Source organism: Caballeronia sp. HLA56 (genome assembly GCF_054655155.1).
Map to the genome: position 1 here is coordinate 454,444 of NZ_BAAHOB010000003.1, position 19,757 is coordinate 474,200.

Sequence of the window (19,757 nt, forward strand, 5' to 3'; positions counted from 1 at the left end):
GTCATGAAGAAGAGTCGATACAGCGATGAGCAGATTGTTCGGATCTTGCGGGAGGCGGACAGTGCGCCGATTGCCGAGGTGGCAAAGCGACACGGTGTCAGCGACGCGTCGATTTACGCGTGGCGCAAGCGATTTGGCGAAATGGTCAGTTACGACGTCAAGCGATTGAAGGCGTTAGAGCTCGAGAACAATCGACTGAAGAAGCTCGTGGCGGAGCGTGACCTGGAAATCGAGGTCATGAGGGAGATTTCCGCAAAAAAATGGTAAGCGCACAGGCACGCCGCGAGCAAGCCCGCTATGCCATTTCGCGCGGGCTGAGCCAACGACGTGCGTGTGCGCTGATTCACGTCAGTCGCGCCAATCTCGGTTACATCAGCCTCATGCCGGGCAAGAACGGCCCGATCGTGGAGATGATGCGACGCCTCTCGGGTGATTATCCCCGCTTCGGCTCGCGGCGCATCCGCATCATGCTGGGCCGCGAAGGGATCGTCATCGGCAAGGAGCGGTGCAGCCGGTTGTGGGCGCAAGCCGGTCTTCAAGTGCCTCGCAAACGACGCCGACGCCGCGTTGCCGGTTCGCGTCCTCGACCGCTTGCTCCGAGCGCTCGCAACGCCGTATGGAGTTACGATTTCGTCTTTGACGCGTGTGCCAACGGCCAGCAACTGAAGTGTCTGACGGTCGTCGACGAGTACACGCGTGAATGTTTGGCCATAGATGTGTCTGGCTCGATCCGATCGGCCAGAGTCATTGAGGTGCTGAGCAAGCTAATCAGCGTTCACGGCGCGCCACGCTATATGCGAAGCGACAACGGCCCCGAATTCGTCAGCGCAGCGTTGCTCAAGTGGGTGGTATCGGAGAAGATCGAATCGGCGTTAATCGATCCCGGCAAGCCATGGCAGAACGGCACGAACGAAAGCTTCAACGGTAAATTCCGTGACGAATGTCTTGCTATGGAATGGTTTCGCAATCGGATTGAAGCCAAGATCGTGATTGACGACTGGCGACGGCATTACAACGAGGTTCGACCGCATTCGAGCTTGAACTACGACACGCCGCTGGCGTATCGCCAGCGCTTAGAAACCAATTCAACCCAAGCCGTTATTGCTAGAACGCAGTGGTCTTAGAAAAACGGGCAGGTCAGTACCGCTGCGATCGTTAAGCACGCTTGGTGCAAAGGTCCAAGCGTCGTTTAGTCTTTCTCCCAAGACCGCGGCTCTGTTTAATCGATATCAACGGCGCGCTCGAGCCGCCGGACCACTTGAGAAAGCTGTCTCCGATCATCTTTTCCCGCTTTACGTCGCACGTAGTCACCTCTCCAAGCTGACCAACGATTCCGCCGCACGCGCACGTCTGCCTAAGGCAAAACAAATACTTGCAAAGACAAATAACGGCGACTTGGTGCCAAAGCAGGACGAGCAACTACGTCTTATTACCAAAGGCGGTCTTGCGATCAATAGTGCGACGGCGGAAGCAGAGACTAAGAAACTGAATGGGAAGACCTTGACCCTGAGGGAATTGACGTTGGCCCGTGCTTATGAAGACGTGTCTTTAATCATCGGCGAACCAAGCGACGCGCAAGCTGAACTCGATTTTTTTGACTACTTGGTACACGATTCTGTAGCCGGCTTTGGAAACGATTTTTCAAAGCTTCAGAATTGGCGAATGATGTACTTCGGCGACGTTTCCTACATGCCCGAAAACGACTGGAGCATTGCCTCAGCGCGTGAGCGTTCGGATAACACTGAGGCAATTGCATAAATTGGTTCGAAGACAAGTAAAAGGAGCACGAAATGATTGATCTCATCCGTCTTGGCGACGACACCGATCACGGTGGCAAAGTCATTACCGCCTCGAAGACCATGCGCTTCGGCGGTAGCTATGTCGCGCGCAAAGGAGACGAGGTAAGTTGCCCTTTGCACGACATCAAGCCTAACCTCGTCATCGACGGTGACGATGGCACGACCGACGGCGGAGTTCCAGTCGCCCGGCACGGCTTTCGTGCTATGTGCGGCTGTCGCCTTATTTCTAGCTTGCGGTAGACGGATGCCCGTCGTTTTACCCCCGGCAGAGTCATCCGAGACCCGTCCCGAGCCGCCACGGATAATTATTTGGCTGGTGCTTCTTGCTGTTGTCATGGCGGGAGGCGCCGTCTATACCTTCGAGAACGAATCGACGCGCACAGCATGGTTCTGGATCCAGCTGTTAGGCATTCCTTTTCTGCTTTGGGCGCTTGCCTACGGATTGCGCTGGCTCTATCACGAACAGGAATGTGATCGGATCGACGCAGTGAACGAAACACTGCGCGCAGACCGAGAAAAAGCAGTGGAGTTTGCCCGCGATCCGCTCGCGGTGCTCGGCTATGCCTATCTAACTGGCGCCGGCACGTCGAACATGGCGAGGCTCATTGCGGAGCCTGCGAACACCGCCGAACTGCCGACAGGGGAAATCGCAGTCTCGGTTAGCAACTACAAGGAACTGCCGCTGGTCGGTGACGACGATGATCCATCACGCTATCGCGCCTGCTTCGGAGATCTGATCGCGGCGATGGTCGATGTAGTCCGGAAGATTCCCCATGACGCGCCATTTGCCGTTCGTCTGCAGTTGCCCAAGGAGGCGGATCGCGACACCTCGCTTGCGGCATGGCAAGCTTGTTGGACCGCCGCGAAACTTCGACCGACCACTGCCATTCTGATCGAACCCGAACAAGGCGTGATGGCGCTGGATGAATGGCTCGATGTCCGAGGTGGGCCAAAGTTGGAACGGTTCGTCCTTTTTGCTGCTGTACAGCTTCGTGAAGCGCCATTCGACGACAGCACCGAAGCTGCGGTCGCCTTGCTGCTGTCATGGGCGCCGCTCGCCTATCGTTATGAGCTTTGTCCGCTTGCAATACTGCACCGGCCGATCGAAGGTGAGTCGGAGGAGTGCAGGGCTGTACTGACAGCCCCTTTGCGGTTTGGGCACGCGACAGGCGATCAAATTAGTGATCTGTGGGAAGCTGCTCTGGAGTCTGACGAGAAATCAACCATTTCCCGAGACATTTCAAGCTTGGTGGCCGGCGTGTCAAAGACTGAGAAATTGTCCGGTATTCACGACGTTGACAAGACATTCGATCGCCTCGACGGCGCGACCGGATGGCTCACGCTCACGCTCGGTATCGAGCACGCGGCGGATACCAAGCGCCCACAACTAATGGCATGGAGAGAAGGCAGGTTTCGCGTTGCAGTCGCGCAGCCGGGAGGCCAGACATCGACACGCGACGGAATAGAAATTGCCTAAATCTCGTTATTGGATTTTTGTGGGAGCGCTGACCGCGCTCGCTTCACTTTACGCTTGGTCCCATGGCTCGGAACTCGATCCATCTGCTGCCCGAAGGGTGATTTTTGTGTGCATGATGGGCGCGATCGTACTCAGTGCACGGGGCGCGCTGTCAAGCACATGGCGCTTGACAGCGCGTTTTGCCCTGCAGCGCAAGCAGGAGCAATTCGAACGCGATCCGCTCGCCCGGCTGAGTGCGGCCGAGACGGTGCGCAAAGAGTCTGTGCCGATCAAACGGGAAGCACTGAAATTAGCGCTTCGCGACCGCCATGGCAGGTGCTGGCGGTACCGCGATCGCTGGATTCTTGTGAGTGGCGACGAGTCGATCGTCAAACGCCTTGCGCCAGGGCTTGCCAAGAACGGCTATGAGATCACCAGTGGTGCGGTTCTGATTTATGCGGCGCAGACAATTGATTTTATCGATGCCGACTGGCTCGACCAGATCCGTCGGTTCCGTCGCCGACGGCCCGTAGATGCGATCGTAGCCGTGATGTGCAATCGGCATTACAAGGACGCTCCATTTGATTCGGAAGAACTCGCACAGCGGCTCACGCGTCAGGCTCGGACGCTGGGCTGGGCGGCGCCTGTGTATCTTGTGAATGCAACGGATTTCGAGGACAAGCTCCCTGTCTCGGAGGAGGCCATTGGCATTCTTTGGTCCGATAGGCGTCTGAAAGCCGATGCGGTCGAACCCTTGCTCAGCGCGCTTGCTCATCGTCTTGCGGACAGTGGTGTAAGACGCCTCGCTCAAGATGCCCACGATCGGTATGCGGCGCAGGTATCGCAACACATCAGCGAGTTGCATGTCGGGCTGCTCAACCTCGTTTTACAAACCGCTAAGTCTCGCCTCTGGCGTCACCCGGTGCACGGGCTGCTCTTTGCTCCGCTCTTTAAGGAGCGGGAGCTAATCGCATTTCAGCGCGGCGAAACGCAAGACGGCGTGGTGCCGCGACAGCTCGAGCGGCGCCTCATTTGGCAGACCGTTGCAGAACATAGTGGAGCACCCTATGGACGTCGGGTGGGGTTCTACTGGCCCAACGCGCTCGCGGCCCTGGTAATGGTTGGAGCGATAGGCTGGTGCGCGGCGCTGACCGTCTCGTTCATCGGCAATCGCTCCGTCATGGCCGATGTACGGGCCGCGGTCGACACGGCCCTTGCCACGAAGCTAGGCACGCCGGCAGCAATACGCGCTCAACTCGCCCTACAACAACAAATCGACACACTGGAATATCGCCAGCAACATGGCGCACCGTGGTACATGCGTGCAGGCCTGATCACAACGATCGGATACTCGCTGCGCTCTGGCCGACCTATGCAAGCATCGCGGCGCGCAACCTGCGCGATCCGTCCGCCCATCAACTCGAAGCCACGCTCACGCAACTCGCTCAGTCTCGCGCCGACGCACTGCCCAGCACCGAGGAGCAACAGCGCGACTACGACGCGCTCAAGACGTATCTAATGCTGGCGCAGCCTCAACATGCAGACGCTGCCTACCTCGCCAAGCAGTTGCCGACCACGTGGCCCGCAATCGCCGGCATGAGCACGGGCGAATGGCTCGACACCTCGCAACGGCTCGCGTCGTTCTACGCGTCGCACTTGCGCGCGCATCCTGAATGGCGACTCCATGCATCGGATGATCTGACCCAAGCCGCGCGCAACATGCTCGTCAATCAGATCGGCCTGCAGAACTCCGACGACACGCTCTACCAATCCGTGCTGGAGCGGGCGAAGGGCAAATACGCCGATATGTCGCTCGTGACGCTGATCAACGGAGCGGACGCACGCGGCTTATTCAAGACGACGCAAACCGTACCGGGCATCTACACGCGCGCCGCATGGGACGGCATGATCGGCGAGGCATTCGACAAGGCCGCCAAGGAAGGGCGCGTGGCGGCCGACTGGGTGCTCGCCGACGAACGCGCCGCGCGCGTGCCGGGCGCGGCGCTCGAAGCGCATCAGGACATCGAGGAAGTGAGGCAGCGCCTGCGCGCGCGCTATTTCGCAAGCTATACCGCCGCGTGGCAGGCGATGCTGAACAGCCTGCAATGGCAGAATGCGACCAATCTAGGCAGCGCGATCACGCAGCTCACGCGCTTGACCGATGCGCAGACCTCGCCGCTGATTGCGCTGATGAAATCGGTTCAGTATCAGGCACAGGCGGGACGTCCCTCGCAAGCGCTCTCGGACACGCTAGTGCGCAAAGCACAGGACCTGATCGGCAACAAGACAGGCATCGCGAGTGCTCAGGAAGTCGATCCGCTGGACAAATCTTTCGGCCCGCTGCTCGCGTTGATGGGCGATGACGTGGTGACAGGCACGGCCAGCAAGTCGAACGGCAAGCCCACGAAAAGCGTCGCCGACTTCAGCGGCGTGAGCCTCGCGCACTTCCTGACGATGGCCACGACCATGCGCCTGAAGCTGCAGCAAATCGCCACCAGCACCGACGCCCAGGCCATGGCGCGTCAAATGGCGCAAGCGGTGTTTCAGGGCAAGCTCTCGGAACTCACGCAGGCACGCGACGATGCCGCGCTCACTGCCGCAAGCCTTGGCTCGCAATGGTCGGGCTTCGGCGACTGAGCGGGCGCGTACCGGGCGATTATCCGGTGTGCCGCGAGAGCTTCCGTCTGTTCTGCACACCAGTGATCAACCTGTTCGAAGTGGATGTGCTGCCGCTGCGACCTACGGACTGGCATGATCGCGAACATCGCGTTCAACCCGGCGCGGCGGGGCACGTCGAGCCGTATCACGTGCTCGCAGTGACCGCCGCAGATCCGGAGGACAGCGCACGTCACGCATATAGCGCCTTCACGAGCTTTCGCCATCGCGGCTGGACGCTGCAGTACGAGAAGCCAGAGCGCTATTTCCATACCGCGATGCGTTTGGGCGTGACGGGCCGGGAGCTTTGGCTGACGCTATCCGGGCAGTTGTGGGAGCGTCTCCACGCGGACGCTGCGCACGATGAGAACCGTCCGCAACCGGATCGCCATCTGACGGTGAGGGCACTGGCGAACAATGGACGCTTGCCGCGCATGGCGCTTTCCGAAGCGACGATCACTGAGACAGTGTCGGGCTTTACCGGTATCGCGTCGGTGCGCAACCTGAGCGCGCCGACGCTGCCGTTGTATCCGCCGCGCCATCACCCGGAGTACGACTGGCGCTTGCTCGGCCATTTCACGGCGGGCGGCGCGAATGAATTGAACATGATCGGGATGGTGGGCGCACCGGCATTTCGCGAGGCGCTGGAGCTTTACGACTGGTCGCCTGACGACAGTACTCAGCGGCGCATCGATGCTATCGAAGATGTGTGGTTGGCCGAGCATGAGTCGGTGGGCAGAGGACATATGCGACGCGAGGTTCGCGTGTACGTGCGCCTCGACGCTAGGGCATTCGACGGGCCGGGTAACGCAGCGCTGTTCGGTGATGTGCTAAGCCGGTTCGTGGGCCGCTATGCAAGTTTTCATCATGCGATGCGGTTGGTGCTGGACGTCGAGGGTAAGCAGACCGTGTATCCGGTGATGGAGTTCGAGGGGGCGCCATTCTGATTCGCGTGATGGAGCTTGCCCTGCTTGGCCCTGTTTTGAGCTGCCGGGCCGGCTCCTTTACGTTGTGCGTTTCGAAGGCGAAGCATGTCGACGCCAGGTGCGATGAAACTTCAATCTTATCGATAAACCCGTTCGACCGCATACGCTCATGAGACCCGCTCATCGATCGTCACGGGCGTTACCGCAGCGCGTCAATCACTACGGTCGTCGCCCGCGACGTCTGCCGGCGGCTTGCGCAATACCTGTGTTGTCTGGAATTGTGGCGTGGCGCTGCCGGTAGACGACGGCTTCGTCGCACACTGTCCGTACTCGCGTGAGAGACCGCTTCAAGCCGCTCTCCGCACTTCCTTTTCCGCCGCGAACCTGACCACCACAACCAGCCCATGCGGTTCCGCATCCCTTAACACAACCTCCGCGCCGATCCGCGCCGCCACCGTGGCGACGATCGACAAACCAAGACCCGAGCCTTCGGTATCCGTGCCGAGCACGCGATAGAACGGATCGAACACACGCTCCCTTTCTTCCGCCGCAATGCCGGCGCCGGAGTCCTCCACGCGAATGAACGCGCGGCCATCGATCACGCCGGCCGATAAATCCACGCGCCCATCTTCCGGCGTATAGCGGATGGCGTTATCGACGAGGTTCTTCAGCAAGATCGAAAGCTCGGCCTCGGGCACGTCGATCACCACGTCATCCTCCGTACTCGACACGCCGATGTCCAGACGCTTCGCCTCGGCAAGCGGCATTAAATCCTCGAGCACGTTGCGAAAAACTTCCTGTACACGCAGCCTGCTCGGCTTGCCCACGGTCTTGTCCTGCACGCGCGCAAGCGTGAGCAACTGATTGAGCAGCGCACGCGTGCGCGCGAGACCTCGCCGCAACGAGAACAATCGTTCGCGCGCGGCGGCGGGCATCTCCGAGGCGTCGAGGCGCTCGGCTTGCAGCGAAAGCGCCGTTAGCGGCGAGCGCAGTTCATGCGCGGCATCGGCGACGAAGCGGCGTTGCATCGCCAGCGAAATGTCCACGCGGATCAGCAGGCGATTGATCGCCACGACGAACGGCGTGATCTCGGAAGGAACCGTATCTTCCGTGAGCGCCGAGAGATCGTGCTCGGGACGCTGATCGAGATCGCCCGCCAAAAGCGCGAGCGGACGAAACATGCGGCGCACGAGCCAATGAAGCGTGATGAGCAAAACCACCGCGAGCGTGCCGAACGGAATGACGGTGGCAAGCGCACTGTTGCGCGCAATCTCGTCGCGCCCCATGGTCTTCTGTCCGACCACGACACGCACGCCGTCGTCTAGTGTCTTCACGATGATCCGCCAGCGCAGGCCAGCCACGTTCGCATACTGAAGGCCGTCCCGCAGGTCGGCGGAGAGCGCGAGCGGCGCGCGTTCATCGAGTGTCTGAATCACGATCTTCGATGCGAAGTCCACACCCGGCACATCGGCAAGCGTTTCGCGCCGCATGACGGCGAGACTGCGCGGCGTCACGAGCGCGGTGATCTGCTTGAGCTGCCCGTCCTGCAACTCGTTCGCCTCGTGAAAAGCCGTCTTGAACGCGATGAAGCCGCTGATGAGCGCAATCGCCACGATCAGCACCGACAGCCATGCTGACAAACGAAACTGGAGCGAACGGTTCATGTCTGCTTCGAGACCATCCAGCCCACGCCGCGCACATTCTTGATCGCCTGCGCGCCGAGCTTCTTGCGCAGCGAATGAATCAGGAATTCGACGGCGTTGCTTTCGACTTCCTCATTCCAGCCGTAGATGCGGTCTTCGAGTTCCGTGCGCGAGAGAATGGCGCCGGGGCGCAGCATGAGCGCCTGAAGCAACGCAAACTCGCGGCTCGACAGACGCGTGACGTTGCCCGCGGCCGTGACTTCGCGCGTGGCGGGATCGAGCGAGATGATGCCGTTCGACATGACGGGCGCCGCCTGACCGCTGCGCCGCCGCACCACGGCGCGCATCCGCGCGAGCAGTTCGGACATCTCGAAGGGCTTGAGGATGTAATCGTCCGCGCCTGCATCGAGGCCACGAATACGCTCATCCACCGCATCGCGCGCGGTGATGATAAGTAACGGAACCAGATTGCCGCCGGCCCGCACCGCGCGCAACACGTCGATGCCGTCCTTGCCCGGCAAGCCCAGATCGAGCAGGGCAACGTCGTAGCTGTGCGTTTCCAGGCTCGTCAACGCAAGCCGGCCGTCACGCACCCAGTCGACGGCGTAGCTGCCGTCCTTAAGGGTGTCTTGCACAGCTTCGCCGATCATGCGGTCGTCCTCGACCAGCAACACCCTCATGCCATTTCTCCGTGGGCTCACCTTCGCCCCCGCGCGCAAAACATCTGCGAAAAGGGCGGCAAAAGCGACTTTACACCGAGTGAGAAGGGGGATGGGGACATCGGCATGGAGGATGCGTCTTCTTGACTGAGTCTGAAGTCTCGAAGCGTAGACTTAGCTGGTGCTTAGGAATAAAAGACCAGGCGAATCGTTTGCTCGACGGGCCATGCCATCCGCGAAAACCCGCATCGCCGCCAATCCTAAGTTTGAGCTAAGTCTCGGCTGCAACGGTGTCGCTCTGCACGGAATCATCGCCCGCCCGTTCGCCCATAAGACAGACATGACCACCACCGCGCCCACGAAAAAAGCCCCGCGACGGCCGCCGTCCGCCGTTCTCGCCCGCCCGTTGGCGTGGGAACATTACGATCTCTCGCAATCGAATGTCATGTTCGAACGGCTCCCCGCGCCGGGCGAACTCGCGCTCTGGCTCGTGCCTACCGAATTCCGCTTCGTGTCCGCATCGAACGTCGGTCTTTGGCTCACGGTCGCCGAGCGCAAACGCGCGCGCATTCATCCAAACGCGGCGGTGGGACGGCGCTTCGGCGTCGGACGGGCGACGCTTCGGCTGCTGCTTTCCGGGGTGCTCGCGTGCCGGCAACACGAAGTGAAGCTGGAGGAAGGGCCCGAGGAACGCATCGTGGTGGCGAATCTGCGCGATGGCCAGTCGGTCGGCGTCGACATCGCTTATTGCGGTATCTGGATCGTCATTGCGATGGCGGCTGACAGAGTAGGGCTGAAGATAGCGCCGAATCTGTTCGCGCCGCGCGATACGAAAGATTTGTTCGCAGCCGCACGAGCGCGCGCGGAACGCGGTGAGGTGCGATCGCTGCAAGAGCGGGCCGCGCAGGAGACGAAATGGCATACGCTTCCGCTGCTCTTGCCGGGCGAAGCGCGTGGCGCTGTCGTGCTCGAAAGACCGTTCGAACGCGTGCGAGCGTTTGGCTGGGAGCGTCCGTTCGATGCAATCTGATCAACGGCGCTAAGCGTCCGCTAAGGAATCGATTGTTATTCTGCGGAGACTCACGGCTCTCACGGAATACTTCGACATGCAAATCAATACGGAAACGCAGGACCGACACGACCTCAAGGTGCCGGCCGTCACGCTCGGCTTCTGGCTCATCAAGATCGCGGCGACGACGCTCGGCGAGACCGGCGGCGATTGGGTCACGATGTCGCTGAATCTCGGCTATCTGGTGGGCTCCGCGATTTTCGCGATCCTGTTCATCGGCTTCGTCATGGCGCAGGTGCGGGCGAAGGGCTTCCATCCGTCGTTCTACTGGATCACCATCGTCGCGACCACGACGCTCGGAACCACGCTCGCCGACTTTGCCGATCGCTCCGTTGGGCTCGGTTATCCGGGCGGCGTCTCGTTGATCGTCGTGTGCCTGGTGCTGTGCATCTTTCTTTGGTATCGCGTGGAAGGAACGGTCGCGGTGTCGAGCGTGACCACACCGCGCGCCGAATGGTTCTACTGGATCACGATCCTGTTCTCGCAAACGCTGGGCACCGCCGTCGGCGACTGGCTCGCAGGCGACGATCGCGGCGGTCTCGGCCTCGGCTACGAAGTGAGCGCGCTGATTTTCGGCACGCTGCTGCTTGCCGTGTGCCTGATGTACTTCTTTACGCAGATTTCCCACACGCTGCTCTTCTGGCTCGCGTTCGTGCTGACGCGGCCGCTCGGCGCCACGCTGGGCGATTTCTTCGATAAACCCGTCGACCAGGGCGGACTCGCTTTCAGCCGCTTTACGGCTTCGGTCGTCCTCATCGTGGCGATGGTCGCGGCTGTGTGGATCACGGATCGAGTTGATAAGCGCAAGGCAGCGGCGTATCCGTGACCTGAGTCACGCAAAAAAGAATTTTGACGCGCTATCATCCGGGAAAACCCGTATTTGTCCGAGTGCCGGCGATCCCGGCCGACGACGAATCGGCATTGTCCCTTTGCATCGGCGCCGGCCAAAAGCCGTGTCCGATCTCCGACCGGATGTCGACCCATGATTGCGATCGTCTTTCGACGAGCGGCTGACCGCCTGCTCGTAGCAGATCCCGGCCTCGCGCGCTTCGTCACGGCGCTTCGTGCGACGCTCGCCACGTTGATTAGCGCCTTCATCTGCATCGAAGTGGCCGCGCGATTCGGGTCACCGCCGGTGGTCGCCGGACTAGCCGTGCTGTTCTGCATGATCGCCCCGCTGTTCTTGCGCGATCACACGCTGCGCGGCTGGTTAGTCTCCCTCTCTTCCCTCTATCTCGTCGCCGTGTCGAGTTTTGCCACGGCGGCCGCGCTCGATGCCGTGCCGTTCGTCGCCGATGCGGTGTTCGTCGCGCTGCTCTTCGCCGGCATGCTGGTGCAGGCTTGCGGACCTCGAGCGCTTGGCAGCGCGCTGATCGGCATCGTGGCTTTTTACTTTGGCGTGTATCTGCATCCATCGTCGAACGAGGCTGCTTTGATCCTCGCGCTGTCGATGGTGGCGCCGTGCGTGATCGTGTGCGTCGCTCGCGGAATCGTGCCGCAACGCCGGATCGCCGCGATACAACTGGCGATTCGCACCGTCGCCTTGCGCGCAAGAGACGTGCTCCGCGAAACGCACCGCGTGGGGCGCACGCACACGGCGTTGTCCTCGATGAACGAAGCGGCCATCGCCTTCGAAGACCGGCTCGCGCTTCTAGACCCGGACGAAGCCGGCGCGCTGCGCGAAGCGCTCGTGGAACTCGAAGTCGCCGCAGGCCAATATGTCTTCGATGCAACGAGCCGCCCCGCACGCGAAAGCGCCTTCCGCTCGGCGATTGCGAAGCTCGAAGGCATCGAGACGACGGATTCGAAGCGCAAGAACGCGCCGCCGCCGCGCAAGAGAATCGACATGAGCCAGCTACGCACGAGCCTTTCGTGGCTGCCCGCCTTGCGCACGGGCGCGGCAGCGCTGATGGCCATGCTCGCGGGTCACGTGCTCTCGTCGGAGCGCTGGTTCTGGGCCGTCATCACGGTGTTCGTCGTGTTCCTCGGTACGCGTTCGCGCGGCGACACGCTGTATCGCGCCATGCAGCGCATTGCCGGAACACTCGCGGGCGGACTGGTCAGCGCGCTTCTGGTGACGAGTCTGCACGATCAGCCCGCCGCGATTGCAGCCGCCATGCTGCTCTGCGTTTTCGGTTGGGCGTACTTCATCATGAGCGCATACGGGCCGGGCGTGTTCTTCATCACCGTGCTCGTGGGTCTGGTCTATGGCGGTCTCGGCCTTGCCGTGCAACCGCTCGTCGAACTGCGGATCGAAGAAGTGGCCATAGGATGCCTCGCCGCCTTGATCGCCGCGTTCACCGTCAAGCCGCTCGATACCACGAGCCATATCGAGGCGCGCTTCGTCGGCGTGGTCGATGCCTTGATCGAAGGCGTGAGCGCGGCTTCAGCCAATGCGGATGAAAACCAGGGACGTGCCGCCGCCGCGGTCAGAGCGCTGGATCGTCAATGGCACGACTTCCGCGTTGCATTGCGTCCGCAGCGCGTCTTTGTTTGGGAGCCGCGTTACGAGCAGATCGCCGGAGCCTTGCAGTGCTGCGTCCACAACGTGCGCGCCATGCTCAGCGAGCGCTCCGATACGCGACAGGATGCAGGCAGCGAACACAGCTTCGGCTCGGTGATGGCGCGGCTGGAAAGCGTACGCGCGCGTTATGCACGGCCGATACGTAACACGCTGCCTATCGATACCCGCACCAGCGATGCGCTCGTCTCGCTCGATGGCGCCGTCGCGATGCTTGCGTCACGCATTCGCGATGCGCAAGCCAGCCGCGATATCTCCGTCACGTGGCGCACGCTTGCTTCGTTACGGGCGCGAATCGGCTTCCATTGAGGCAGACGGCACGTGCGGTTAATTGTCGAGATAAGGCGCGAGGTCTCGCGTCGCATCCGCGAATTTGGCGCTCAGATAATCGAGCAGCGCACGCACGCGCGGCGCCATGTACTGACGCCGCTGAAACAACGCATGCACGGGCGTGTCGGGGCAACGCCATTCGGGCAGCAGAACCTCGAGCCTGCCAGCCTGCAGATCCGCGCCGATGTCCCATATGGACTTCATCGCCACACCGTGTCCTTCGAGCGCCCATTGCCGCGCGAGTGCGCCATCGTTCGTCTCGCGTGCATGCGTGAGCGGCGCGGTGAAATTCTCGCTGTGGGCGTCGCGCATGAAACGCCATTCGTTCGCCACGCCAGCAGCTGAACTCAGCAAAATGAAGCGATGCCGAGCGAGCGCCGCGACGTTCTCTGGCCTGCCATGCGCCTCGATATAAGCCGGTGACGCGCATAGCGTGCGACGGTTCGGAGCCATGCGCTTGGCGATCATCGTGCTGTCGGCGGGCACGCCGAAACGGATCGCGAGGTCGATATCGTCGAGTAGCAAATGCGACAGCGAGTCCGACAACACCAACGCAATGCTCACCTCGGGATGCATCTCGTTGAAGGCGTCGAGCCATTGCGTGAGGACATGGCGGCCGAAATCCGACGTGGCCGAGACGCGCAACTTGCCGCTCACCACGGCGCGTCCGGCGTGCAGCGCGGCGTGGGCGTCGTCGAGTGTTTGCAGCGCGTGCTGGCAGTGCGACAGGTATGTGCGGCCTTCGTCGGTCAGTCTCAGACTGCGCGTGGTGCGCTCGAAGAGTTGCACGCCGAGCGCGCTTTCGAGTCGCACGAGCCGCGCGCTGGCCGCAGCCGGCGATAGATCGAGCTTGCGCCCGGCCGCCGAAAGACTGCCGAGCGCCGCTGCTTCGACGAAGAGCCGGATATCACCCAGGTTATCCACGCGCTGCCGCTCCAGGTTTGGTAGGTGGGACGATCGCGCCGAGGTGCGCGTGGGTATCATACCCGCGCCCTTATTTGCTCACCACGCCGAGTTGCTGCAGGAAAGCGAGGTTGTCTTCGAGATGCCAATTGTCGGTAATCTTGCCGTCGCGGATACGGTAGATATCGGTCGCGATGAAATCCACCGGTTGTCCGTTGCCCTGCACGCCGTTGAACGTGCCGGTGAAATGCCCCTTGAAGTGCAGATGCGTGACGACGCGGTCGCCCGCGACGATCATCTGTTCGACCGAAGCGTGGACGTCCGGCACGGCTGCATGAAACGTTTTCGATGCAGCCAGCGGCCCGGCAATGCCTTGCGGGCGGCCGGGCGGCAGCGTGCGGTCCGTGAAGTCGTCGGCGAGCGCGGCGCGTGCCTGAGCTTCGTCGCCGGTAGTCCAGAACGTGTCGTAGGTGCGGGCCGCGTGAATCTGCCGCGCCGCCTGCTGCTTCGACAGAGTTTTGTCGACGATAAGCGTCTGCGGCTCGACGAGGCTGTCGGCGGCGGACGCCGGCAGCGCACTTGCAACAAGTGCTGCACCAAGGGCAGCGGACACGATACGTAAGAGCGACATGATGTTCTCCGTGAATGGCTGTTCGTATGAGGTTTAAGCGGCGCAACGCGGACTCGGTTATTGCTTGCAATGCGCCTTGCATGAAAGCCATTTTGCGTTCATCGATGTCGCTTGATAATGGGTCTGCCTCTTGAATGATTCTTCAGCGAAACCAAAAAGTGCCGCGCGTCTTCAAGCCGTCGCGGCCGGCGCATAGAGCGTGATGCCGAAGCGCGACGCGGCCTCGCGCATGCGGGCCTTGTCCGCGTCGGTCGGGTCGTGCGGGACGACCTGGCCGCTTTGCGCATCGGCACAAGCATCGACGAAGCGGTCGAAGCCTGCGGGCGTGCAGATCACGAGATAACGGGCTGTCTGCGCCCCGGAATTGATGAGCTGATGCTGCGAGCCACGCGGCAGCACCACGGTCGAGCCAGCCAGCAAGCGATGCCGCGTACCATCGACGATGGCATCCAGTTCGCCTTCCAGCATCAGCAGCGTCTCTTCCTCATTCTCGTGACGATGCATGGGCGTGGCGCGTCCGGCGGGCGAGAACATTTCCAGCATGCAGTAAGCATCGTCCGTATGATTGCCGGACACGAGCAGGCGAGCGCGGGAACCGCCGAAATCGTATTCGACCGGGTTATCGTTCAACATGAACATGCAAAATTCTCCATATAGTTCGTATGACGTACTAATTAGACATGAGCCGAAATCGCTCTCACCGCGCTACTCTAAGCGAATATCGGCCATGCATTGGAGGCAGCCGTGCCACGTCTTTCACGCTAATCTGTCGCGAATGACGCCATGAAGAATCTCAGCCAGTTCGTTAATTTTTCTGCTGTCGCGCGCCACGGCAGCTTTGCGCAAGCAGCACGTGAACTCGGGCTTGCGCCTTCATCCGTGGCGAAAAGCGTCGCACGCTTAGAAAAGGATCTCGGGGCGCGGCTTTTTCACCGGACCACGCGCGCTGTCACGCTCACCGAAGAAGGACGCGCGCTGTTTGCGAAAAGCGCGCGCTTGCTCGAAGAAATCGAAGCGCTCGATCTGGACTCTGTCAGCGACAACGACGAGCCCGCAGGCGTGCTGCGCATTGGCGCTCCGATAGGCTATGGCGTGCGTGTCGTGTTGCCGGTGCTCGCGCGTCTGCGCGAACGTTATCCGCTACTCGAATTCGATCTGCGTCTTTCCGACGGACGCGTGAGTCTCACCGACGAAGGACTCGATGCGTCGATCCGCTTCGGCGAGCTCGAAGACTCGTCGCTGATTGCGCAAAAGATCGACGAGCAGGCGCTCGTGTTGTGCGCGAGCCCGACGTACCTCTCGCGGCACGCAAGAATTCGCGCGGTGAGGGACCTCGAAGATCACACGTTGATTGCGTTTCGTCTGCCGACGAACGGGCGCGACCGGCCGCTCGAATTCATCGAGAACGGAGAAAAGGTATCGGTGGAACCGCAAGCGCCGTTTCGCATCAGTCACGGCGAGGCGCTGGCGGAGGCGGCGTTGCTCGGTATCGGCCTTGCGCAGATGCCCGAGTTCTTCGCGCGTCAGTATCTCGCGGCGGGCGCGCTCGTCGAAGTGCTGGCGAGTTGCCGCCCCGCGCCGCTTGCCGTGAATCTCGTGCTGCCGGGCTCGCGTGTGCGGCCCGCGCGGGTACGCGCGTTGGTCGAAGCATTCACGGCAAGTGCCTGACGCGCAAAGCCTCAATGGCCCGTTTCGCGCTTGCTCTGCTCGGCGACGGTGAGAATGGCTTCGGGCATGACCTCGAGGCGCGCCTTGGGAATGGGGTCGCCGCTTTCGTCGGAAAGACCGTAGCTGCCTTCCTCGATTTTTTGCAGCGCGCGCTGGATGTCGGCGATACGCAAGTCGTTCACGTTGCGCAGTGCCTGATTCGATATGTATTGCTCGCGTCGCTGTGCGTCGTCTTCGTATTCCTCGGCTTCGGCGCCTTGTTCTTCCTGTAGATTTCGCTCGCTCGCAATCGTGTCTTCTTCGTTGCCGAGCAATTCGCGCTGCAATGCTTCCAGACGTTCGCGCTGCTTTGCGATGAACTCGTCACTCAAGCCGTTTTCGTCGGTGGCCATGATGGTGCCTCGAGTAAGTGTTCATCAAACGTACGCTTCGGCAGTCGGCATTGTCAAGGCAACTTGTTCGTGGCCGTGCTCCTACAAAAGCAGGGCCGCTCAGGTCTCGCTCCACATGCGCAGCAGATTGTGATAGCAGCCGACCAGCGTTCGCTTTGCGGCTTCATCGCCTTGCGTGGCGTTCAGGCGTTGAATGGAGTTGTCGAGATCGAAGAGGAGGGCGCGTTGAGCGTCGTCGCGCACGAGGCTTTGCGCCCAGAAGAAGCTCGACACGCGTGCGCCGCGCGTCACGGGCCGTACTTGATGCAGGCTCGTCGCGGGATAAACGATCGCATGTCCCGCGGGCAATTTCACTTCCTGCACGCCATACGTGTCTTCTATGACGAGTTCGCCGCCATCGTAGTCTTCGGGACGGGACAGGAAGAGCGTGACGGAGACGTCGGTACGCACGCGTGCGCCATGACCCGGCACGATACGGATTGCGCCATCGACATGACTGCCGAAGTGCATGCCGCCTTCGTAGCGATTGAAGAGCGGTGGATACACGCGATTGGGCAGCACCGCGCTGATGAAGAGCGGATGCCGTTCGAGCGCGCCGACGATGGCGTCGCCCATTTCATGCGCAATGGGCGAGCCTTCCGCGATCTGCCGGTTATGTTTGACCGGCGCGCCCTGATAGCCAGCGGTTGCGCGGCCGTCGACCCATGAGTCCGTGGCGGCTTCAAGCCGTGCGCGCATGGCGGCGGCATCTTCGGGCGTGAGAACGCCGGGTATGGAGAGGATCATCGTTCTGACTTTTCAACTGCGCGCGCCGCGCCTTGATTCGGCGTGGCGCGCGCAGGCACATCAACGGAAGCGGTAATTCAACGTCGCGAGGAAGGTGCGGCCGTAGCCCGGCACCGCGCGTCCGCCATCCGACGGGATCAGCGCGTCGTAGTAACGCTTGTCCGTCAGATTCAGCACGTTGAACTGGATATCGTAACGCTTCTGATGATAGGCGGCCATCGCGTCCCAGCGCACGTATCCGCCCACCTGAACGAGATTGTTGTTCGCTGCATAGCGCGAGGACACATACGAAGGCCCGCCGCCGATCTGCCATGCCGGCGTGAAGTCGTAGGTCGTCCAGAAGTTGAGCATGTGATGCGGCGTGTTGGCGAGCGTGTTGCCGGTCGTGCCGTCGAGCGCCTTCTGCACGGTGCCGTCCATGTAGGTGTAGCCGCCGAACATCTGCCACTGCTTCGTGATGTGGCCCGCGACGCCCAACTGATAACCGCGCACGCGGACGTCGCCATCGAGCGTGTATTCGCCGGTCGAAACCTGCGTGCGAGCGTTGGTCTTCTCGATGTTGAAGAGCGACTGCGTCAGCGAAAGGCCGCCGTTCAGCAAGTCCCACTTCGAGCCGACCTCGTAAGAACGGTTCTTTTCAGGCGGCGTGTTCTGCTGATTGTTGGTGAGCGTCAGTGCTTCGAGCGACGGGTTGAACGACGTCCCGTACGACACGTAATACGATTGCCAGTCGGCCGGCTGCCACACCACGCCGGTACGCACGCTCGTGAAGAAGTTGGTCTGCGTGGCGTAACCGGGCGCGTTGATCGAATTGTTGATCGACGCTTCGTAGCGGTCCCAGCGCACACCGCCAATCCACTTCCAGTTCTCGCCGATGGACACCGTATCGTTCAAATAAAGACCAATGCCGTTCGCGCTCGATTCGGCCAGATTCGTCGCGACTTCACGATAATTCGCCGGGCGCGGCACGTATGCCGGATCGACGAGCGGCACGATGGCGAGCGTATTCGAAGGCAGGCCGGGCGTGGTCGCCGTGAAGCTCTGGTTGCTGTAGGTCTCGTGACTCAGATCGACGCCGACGAGCATGTCGTGCTTCAGGAAGCCGGTTGCGAACTTGCCCTGAAGATCGGTCGTGTTATAGACCGAGTGATCGTTGATGTTGCGGTCCTTGCCCTGCAGCCGCACGAATAGCGACGACAGCGGCAGTGCCGTGTAGTTGCCGTTCGCAAGCGCGGTCGAGGTTCCGAGCGGACCCGTCAGCACGGCCGCTGCGTTGGTCGCGCGCGCCTCGGTGCTGTAGTGGCTGAACTGCGTCTGGTTGCGCAGCGTGAACATGTCGTTGAAGCGATGTTCCACACGCGCGTTCACCGTCTGCACGTCCTGGATCGTGCGGTCGTCCGTGAAGCCGTAGAAGGTTTTCCTATCGACCGGCGCGGGATGGCCGTTCAGCGGCGGAATGCCATAGTCGGGCTGATCGTAGTTATGCTGGATCAGCGCGGACAAGGTCACCTGCGTAGGCGTACCGATGCCGAACTTCACTTCCGGGGCCACGCCGTAATCCTTGTTCTTCATCTGATCGCGGGTCGAACCGAGATCCTGTCCGAACGCGTTGATACGGAACGCGGAGGTATCCGTGAGCGGCTGGTTGATGTCGACCGTGCTGCGATAGCGGTCGTGCGTGCCCGCTTGCACGGAAACATCGGCGCGAGGCTTCAGGTTCGGCTGCTTGCTGACCTGATTGATGACGCCGCCCGTGGAACCGCGCCCGAAGTACAGCGACGACGGGCCATACAGCACGTCGATGGATTCGAGATTGAAGGTATCGCGATAGTACTGGCCGCGGTCGCGAAAGCCGTCGAGATAGATGTCGGTGCGCGCCGTGAAGCCGCGCAGGTTGATGTTGTTGCCGATCTGGCCGCCTTCGGCCGCGCCGAGGGTTACGCCCGGCACATTGCGCAAGGCGTCGGAAAACGAACTCACCGCTTGCGATTGCAGCACTGCTTTCGGCACGACCACGACGGCCTGCGGAATGTCGCGCAGCGCCGTCGGAACCTTGGCGCCGACGCTCGAGACTTCCGGCTGGAAGTCGGCTTGCTGATCGGCCTGTCCCGTGACCTTGACCGCCGGCAGCGCGGCGGTTTCCGGTGCGGATGCGTTGCTCACCGGGGCATCGGCCTGGGTCGTCTGCGTCACTTGCGGGGCGGTTTGCGCGTAAAGCGGCGCCGCAATCGGCGCAACGGTAAACGCGGCCAACGCCGCGGCAAGCGGTGTTTTCCTCAACATGTCGTTCCTCAAATTTTTTCGACCGCATGCGTGTCG

General features: G+C 61.5%; 19 protein-coding genes. 10 read left to right on the forward strand and 9 right to left on the reverse strand.

Annotated elements, in window-relative coordinates:
* Positions 1-3 precede the first annotated feature (3 nt).
* The 4 genes from ACYQ47_RS14015 to ACYQ47_RS14030 all read left to right on the forward strand — a co-directional run bounded on the left by ACYQ47_RS14015 (position 4) and on the right by ACYQ47_RS14030 (position 3,276).
* Positions 4-1,124 (forward strand): IS3 family transposase gene (locus tag ACYQ47_RS14015; RefSeq protein WP_459904298.1). Its coding sequence is split into 2 segments (ribosomal slippage): positions 4-262 and positions 262-1,124, totalling 1,122 coding nucleotides; the frame shifts between segments, so codons are not numbered across the junction.
* Complete coding sequence (locus ACYQ47_RS14020) at positions 1,102-1,758, forward strand: hypothetical protein (RefSeq protein ID WP_459905714.1); 657 nt, start codon at positions 1,102-1,104, stop codon at positions 1,756-1,758. Before ACYQ47_RS14015 ends, ACYQ47_RS14020 begins: the two co-directional genes overlap by 23 nt.
* 32 nt (positions 1,759-1,790) lie before the next feature.
* Positions 1,791-2,039 (forward strand): PAAR domain-containing protein, encoded by a 249-nt coding sequence (locus ACYQ47_RS14025; RefSeq protein WP_250527146.1) that lies wholly within the window; start codon positions 1,791-1,793, stop codon positions 2,037-2,039.
* 4 nt (positions 2,040-2,043) lie between these two features.
* Positions 2,044-3,276, forward strand: a complete 1,233-nt coding sequence (locus tag ACYQ47_RS14030) for a hypothetical protein (RefSeq protein WP_459905715.1) — start codon at positions 2,044-2,046, stop codon at positions 3,274-3,276.
* 289 nt (positions 3,277-3,565) lie between these two features.
* Here the strand turns inward: ACYQ47_RS14030 and ACYQ47_RS14035 are convergent, their stop codons facing one another.
* A complete protein-coding gene (locus ACYQ47_RS14035) occupies positions 3,566-4,120 on the reverse strand; it encodes a hypothetical protein (protein WP_459905716.1) in 555 nt (184 codons plus the stop codon).
* Positions 4,121-4,566: 446 nt separating this feature from the next.
* Between ACYQ47_RS14035 and ACYQ47_RS14040 the strand changes: the two genes are divergently transcribed.
* Both ACYQ47_RS14040 and ACYQ47_RS14045 read left to right on the forward strand, forming a co-directional pair.
* A complete protein-coding gene (locus ACYQ47_RS14040; protein WP_459905717.1) occupies positions 4,567-5,892 on the forward strand; it encodes an ImcF-related family protein in 1,326 nt (441 codons plus the stop codon).
* Positions 5,871-6,857 (forward strand): type VI secretion system baseplate subunit TssF, encoded by a 987-nt coding sequence (locus tag ACYQ47_RS14045; protein ID WP_459905718.1) that lies wholly within the window; start codon positions 5,871-5,873, stop codon positions 6,855-6,857. The genes ACYQ47_RS14040 and ACYQ47_RS14045 overlap by 22 nt, the downstream gene beginning before the upstream one ends.
* A gap of 326 nt (positions 6,858-7,183) precedes the next feature.
* On the opposite strand, the gene ACYQ47_RS14050 is transcribed toward ACYQ47_RS14045, so the two are convergent.
* Positions 7,184-8,500 carry an ATP-binding protein gene (locus tag ACYQ47_RS14050; RefSeq protein WP_459905719.1) on the reverse strand — a complete coding sequence of 439 codons (1,317 nt, stop codon included), beginning with the start codon at positions 8,498-8,500 and terminating at the stop codon, positions 7,184-7,186.
* Positions 8,497-9,159 (reverse strand): response regulator, encoded by a 663-nt coding sequence (locus tag ACYQ47_RS14055; RefSeq protein WP_459905720.1) that lies wholly within the window; start codon positions 9,157-9,159, stop codon positions 8,497-8,499. The genes ACYQ47_RS14050 and ACYQ47_RS14055 overlap by 4 nt, the downstream gene beginning before the upstream one ends.
* 424 nt (positions 9,160-9,583) lie before the next feature.
* Between ACYQ47_RS14055 and ACYQ47_RS14060 the strand changes: the two genes are divergently transcribed.
* The 3 genes from ACYQ47_RS14060 to ACYQ47_RS14070 all read left to right on the forward strand — a co-directional run bounded on the left by ACYQ47_RS14060 (position 9,584) and on the right by ACYQ47_RS14070 (position 13,037).
* The gene (locus tag ACYQ47_RS14060; protein ID WP_459905721.1) at positions 9,584-10,168 is read left to right on the forward strand and encodes a 4'-phosphopantetheinyl transferase family protein; all 585 of its coding nucleotides are present in this window, start codon (positions 9,584-9,586) and stop codon (positions 10,166-10,168) included.
* A gap of 76 nt (positions 10,169-10,244) precedes the next feature.
* Positions 10,245-11,033: a COG4705 family protein gene (locus tag ACYQ47_RS14065; protein ID WP_459905722.1), complete on the forward strand. Its 789-nt coding sequence runs from the start codon at positions 10,245-10,247 to the stop codon at positions 11,031-11,033.
* Between the two features lie 156 nt (positions 11,034-11,189).
* Positions 11,190-13,037 carry an FUSC family protein gene (locus tag ACYQ47_RS14070; protein ID WP_459905723.1) on the forward strand — a complete coding sequence of 616 codons (1,848 nt, stop codon included), beginning with the start codon at positions 11,190-11,192 and terminating at the stop codon, positions 13,035-13,037.
* 18 nt (positions 13,038-13,055) lie between these two features.
* Here ACYQ47_RS14070 and ACYQ47_RS14075 read toward each other — a convergent pair whose 3' ends face one another.
* From ACYQ47_RS14075 to ACYQ47_RS14085, 3 genes are all read right to left on the reverse strand, one after another.
* Positions 13,056-13,982 (reverse strand): LysR family transcriptional regulator, encoded by a 927-nt coding sequence (locus ACYQ47_RS14075; protein WP_244831127.1) that lies wholly within the window; start codon positions 13,980-13,982, stop codon positions 13,056-13,058.
* A gap of 70 nt (positions 13,983-14,052) precedes the next feature.
* Entirely contained in the window at positions 14,053-14,592 is a 540-nt protein-coding gene (locus tag ACYQ47_RS14080; RefSeq protein WP_459905724.1) for an ester cyclase, read from the reverse strand.
* 171 nt (positions 14,593-14,763) lie between these two features.
* On the reverse strand, positions 14,764-15,231 hold the full coding sequence (locus ACYQ47_RS14085) for a cupin domain-containing protein (RefSeq protein ID WP_459905725.1): 468 nt from the start codon (positions 15,229-15,231) through the stop codon (positions 14,764-14,766).
* Positions 15,232-15,375: 144 nt separating this feature from the next.
* On the opposite strand from ACYQ47_RS14085, the gene ACYQ47_RS14090 reads away from it, so the two are divergent.
* Complete coding sequence (locus ACYQ47_RS14090; RefSeq protein ID WP_459905726.1) at positions 15,376-16,260, forward strand: LysR family transcriptional regulator; 885 nt, start codon at positions 15,376-15,378, stop codon at positions 16,258-16,260.
* Between the two features lie 11 nt (positions 16,261-16,271).
* Here the strand turns inward: ACYQ47_RS14090 and ACYQ47_RS14095 are convergent, their stop codons facing one another.
* The 3 genes from ACYQ47_RS14095 to ACYQ47_RS14105 form a co-directional block, all read right to left on the reverse strand.
* Complete coding sequence (locus ACYQ47_RS14095) at positions 16,272-16,652, reverse strand: TraR/DksA family transcriptional regulator (protein WP_250493875.1); 381 nt, start codon at positions 16,650-16,652, stop codon at positions 16,272-16,274.
* Positions 16,653-16,751: 99 nt separating this feature from the next.
* A complete protein-coding gene (locus ACYQ47_RS14100) occupies positions 16,752-17,438 on the reverse strand; it encodes a Fe2+-dependent dioxygenase (RefSeq protein ID WP_244831132.1) in 687 nt (228 codons plus the stop codon).
* Positions 17,439-17,498: 60 nt separating this feature from the next.
* Positions 17,499-19,721: a TonB-dependent receptor gene (locus tag ACYQ47_RS14105; protein ID WP_459905728.1), complete on the reverse strand. Its 2,223-nt coding sequence runs from the start codon at positions 19,719-19,721 to the stop codon at positions 17,499-17,501.
* Positions 19,722-19,757: the final 36 nt, after the last annotated feature.

What these genes read in the sequence shown, in the direction of transcription:
- ACYQ47_RS14025 (WP_250527146.1), top strand. Translation starts at nt 1,791, where the DNA reads ATGATTGATCTCATCCGTCTTGGCGACGACACCGATCACGGTGGCAAA.
- ACYQ47_RS14030 (WP_459905715.1), top strand. Translation starts at nt 2,044, where the DNA reads ATGCCCGTCGTTTTACCCCCGGCAGAGTCATCCGAGACCCGTCCCGAG.
- ACYQ47_RS14035 (WP_459905716.1), bottom strand. Translation starts at nt 4,120, where the DNA reads ATGCAACTCGCTGATGTGTTGCGATACCTGCGCCGCATACCGATCGTG.
- ACYQ47_RS14045 (WP_459905718.1), top strand. Translation starts at nt 5,871, where the DNA reads ATGGTCGGGCTTCGGCGACTGAGCGGGCGCGTACCGGGCGATTATCCG.
- ACYQ47_RS14050 (WP_459905719.1), bottom strand. Translation starts at nt 8,500, where the DNA reads ATGAACCGTTCGCTCCAGTTTCGTTTGTCAGCATGGCTGTCGGTGCTG.
- ACYQ47_RS14055 (WP_459905720.1), bottom strand. Translation starts at nt 9,159, where the DNA reads ATGAGGGTGTTGCTGGTCGAGGACGACCGCATGATCGGCGAAGCTGTG.
- ACYQ47_RS14060 (WP_459905721.1), top strand. Translation starts at nt 9,584, where the DNA reads ATGTTCGAACGGCTCCCCGCGCCGGGCGAACTCGCGCTCTGGCTCGTG.
- ACYQ47_RS14065 (WP_459905722.1), top strand. Translation starts at nt 10,245, where the DNA reads ATGCAAATCAATACGGAAACGCAGGACCGACACGACCTCAAGGTGCCG.
- ACYQ47_RS14070 (WP_459905723.1), top strand. Translation starts at nt 11,190, where the DNA reads ATGATTGCGATCGTCTTTCGACGAGCGGCTGACCGCCTGCTCGTAGCA.
- ACYQ47_RS14080 (WP_459905724.1), bottom strand. Translation starts at nt 14,592, where the DNA reads ATGTCGCTCTTACGTATCGTGTCCGCTGCCCTTGGTGCAGCACTTGTT.
- ACYQ47_RS14085 (WP_459905725.1), bottom strand. Translation starts at nt 15,231, where the DNA reads ATGTTCATGTTGAACGATAACCCGGTCGAATACGATTTCGGCGGTTCC.
- ACYQ47_RS14090 (WP_459905726.1), top strand. Translation starts at nt 15,376, where the DNA reads ATGAAGAATCTCAGCCAGTTCGTTAATTTTTCTGCTGTCGCGCGCCAC.
- ACYQ47_RS14095 (WP_250493875.1), bottom strand. Translation starts at nt 16,652, where the DNA reads ATGGCCACCGACGAAAACGGCTTGAGTGACGAGTTCATCGCAAAGCAG.
- ACYQ47_RS14100 (WP_244831132.1), bottom strand. Translation starts at nt 17,438, where the DNA reads ATGATCCTCTCCATACCCGGCGTTCTCACGCCCGAAGATGCCGCCGCC.
- ACYQ47_RS14105 (WP_459905728.1), bottom strand. Translation starts at nt 19,721, where the DNA reads ATGTTGAGGAAAACACCGCTTGCCGCGGCGTTGGCCGCGTTTACCGTT.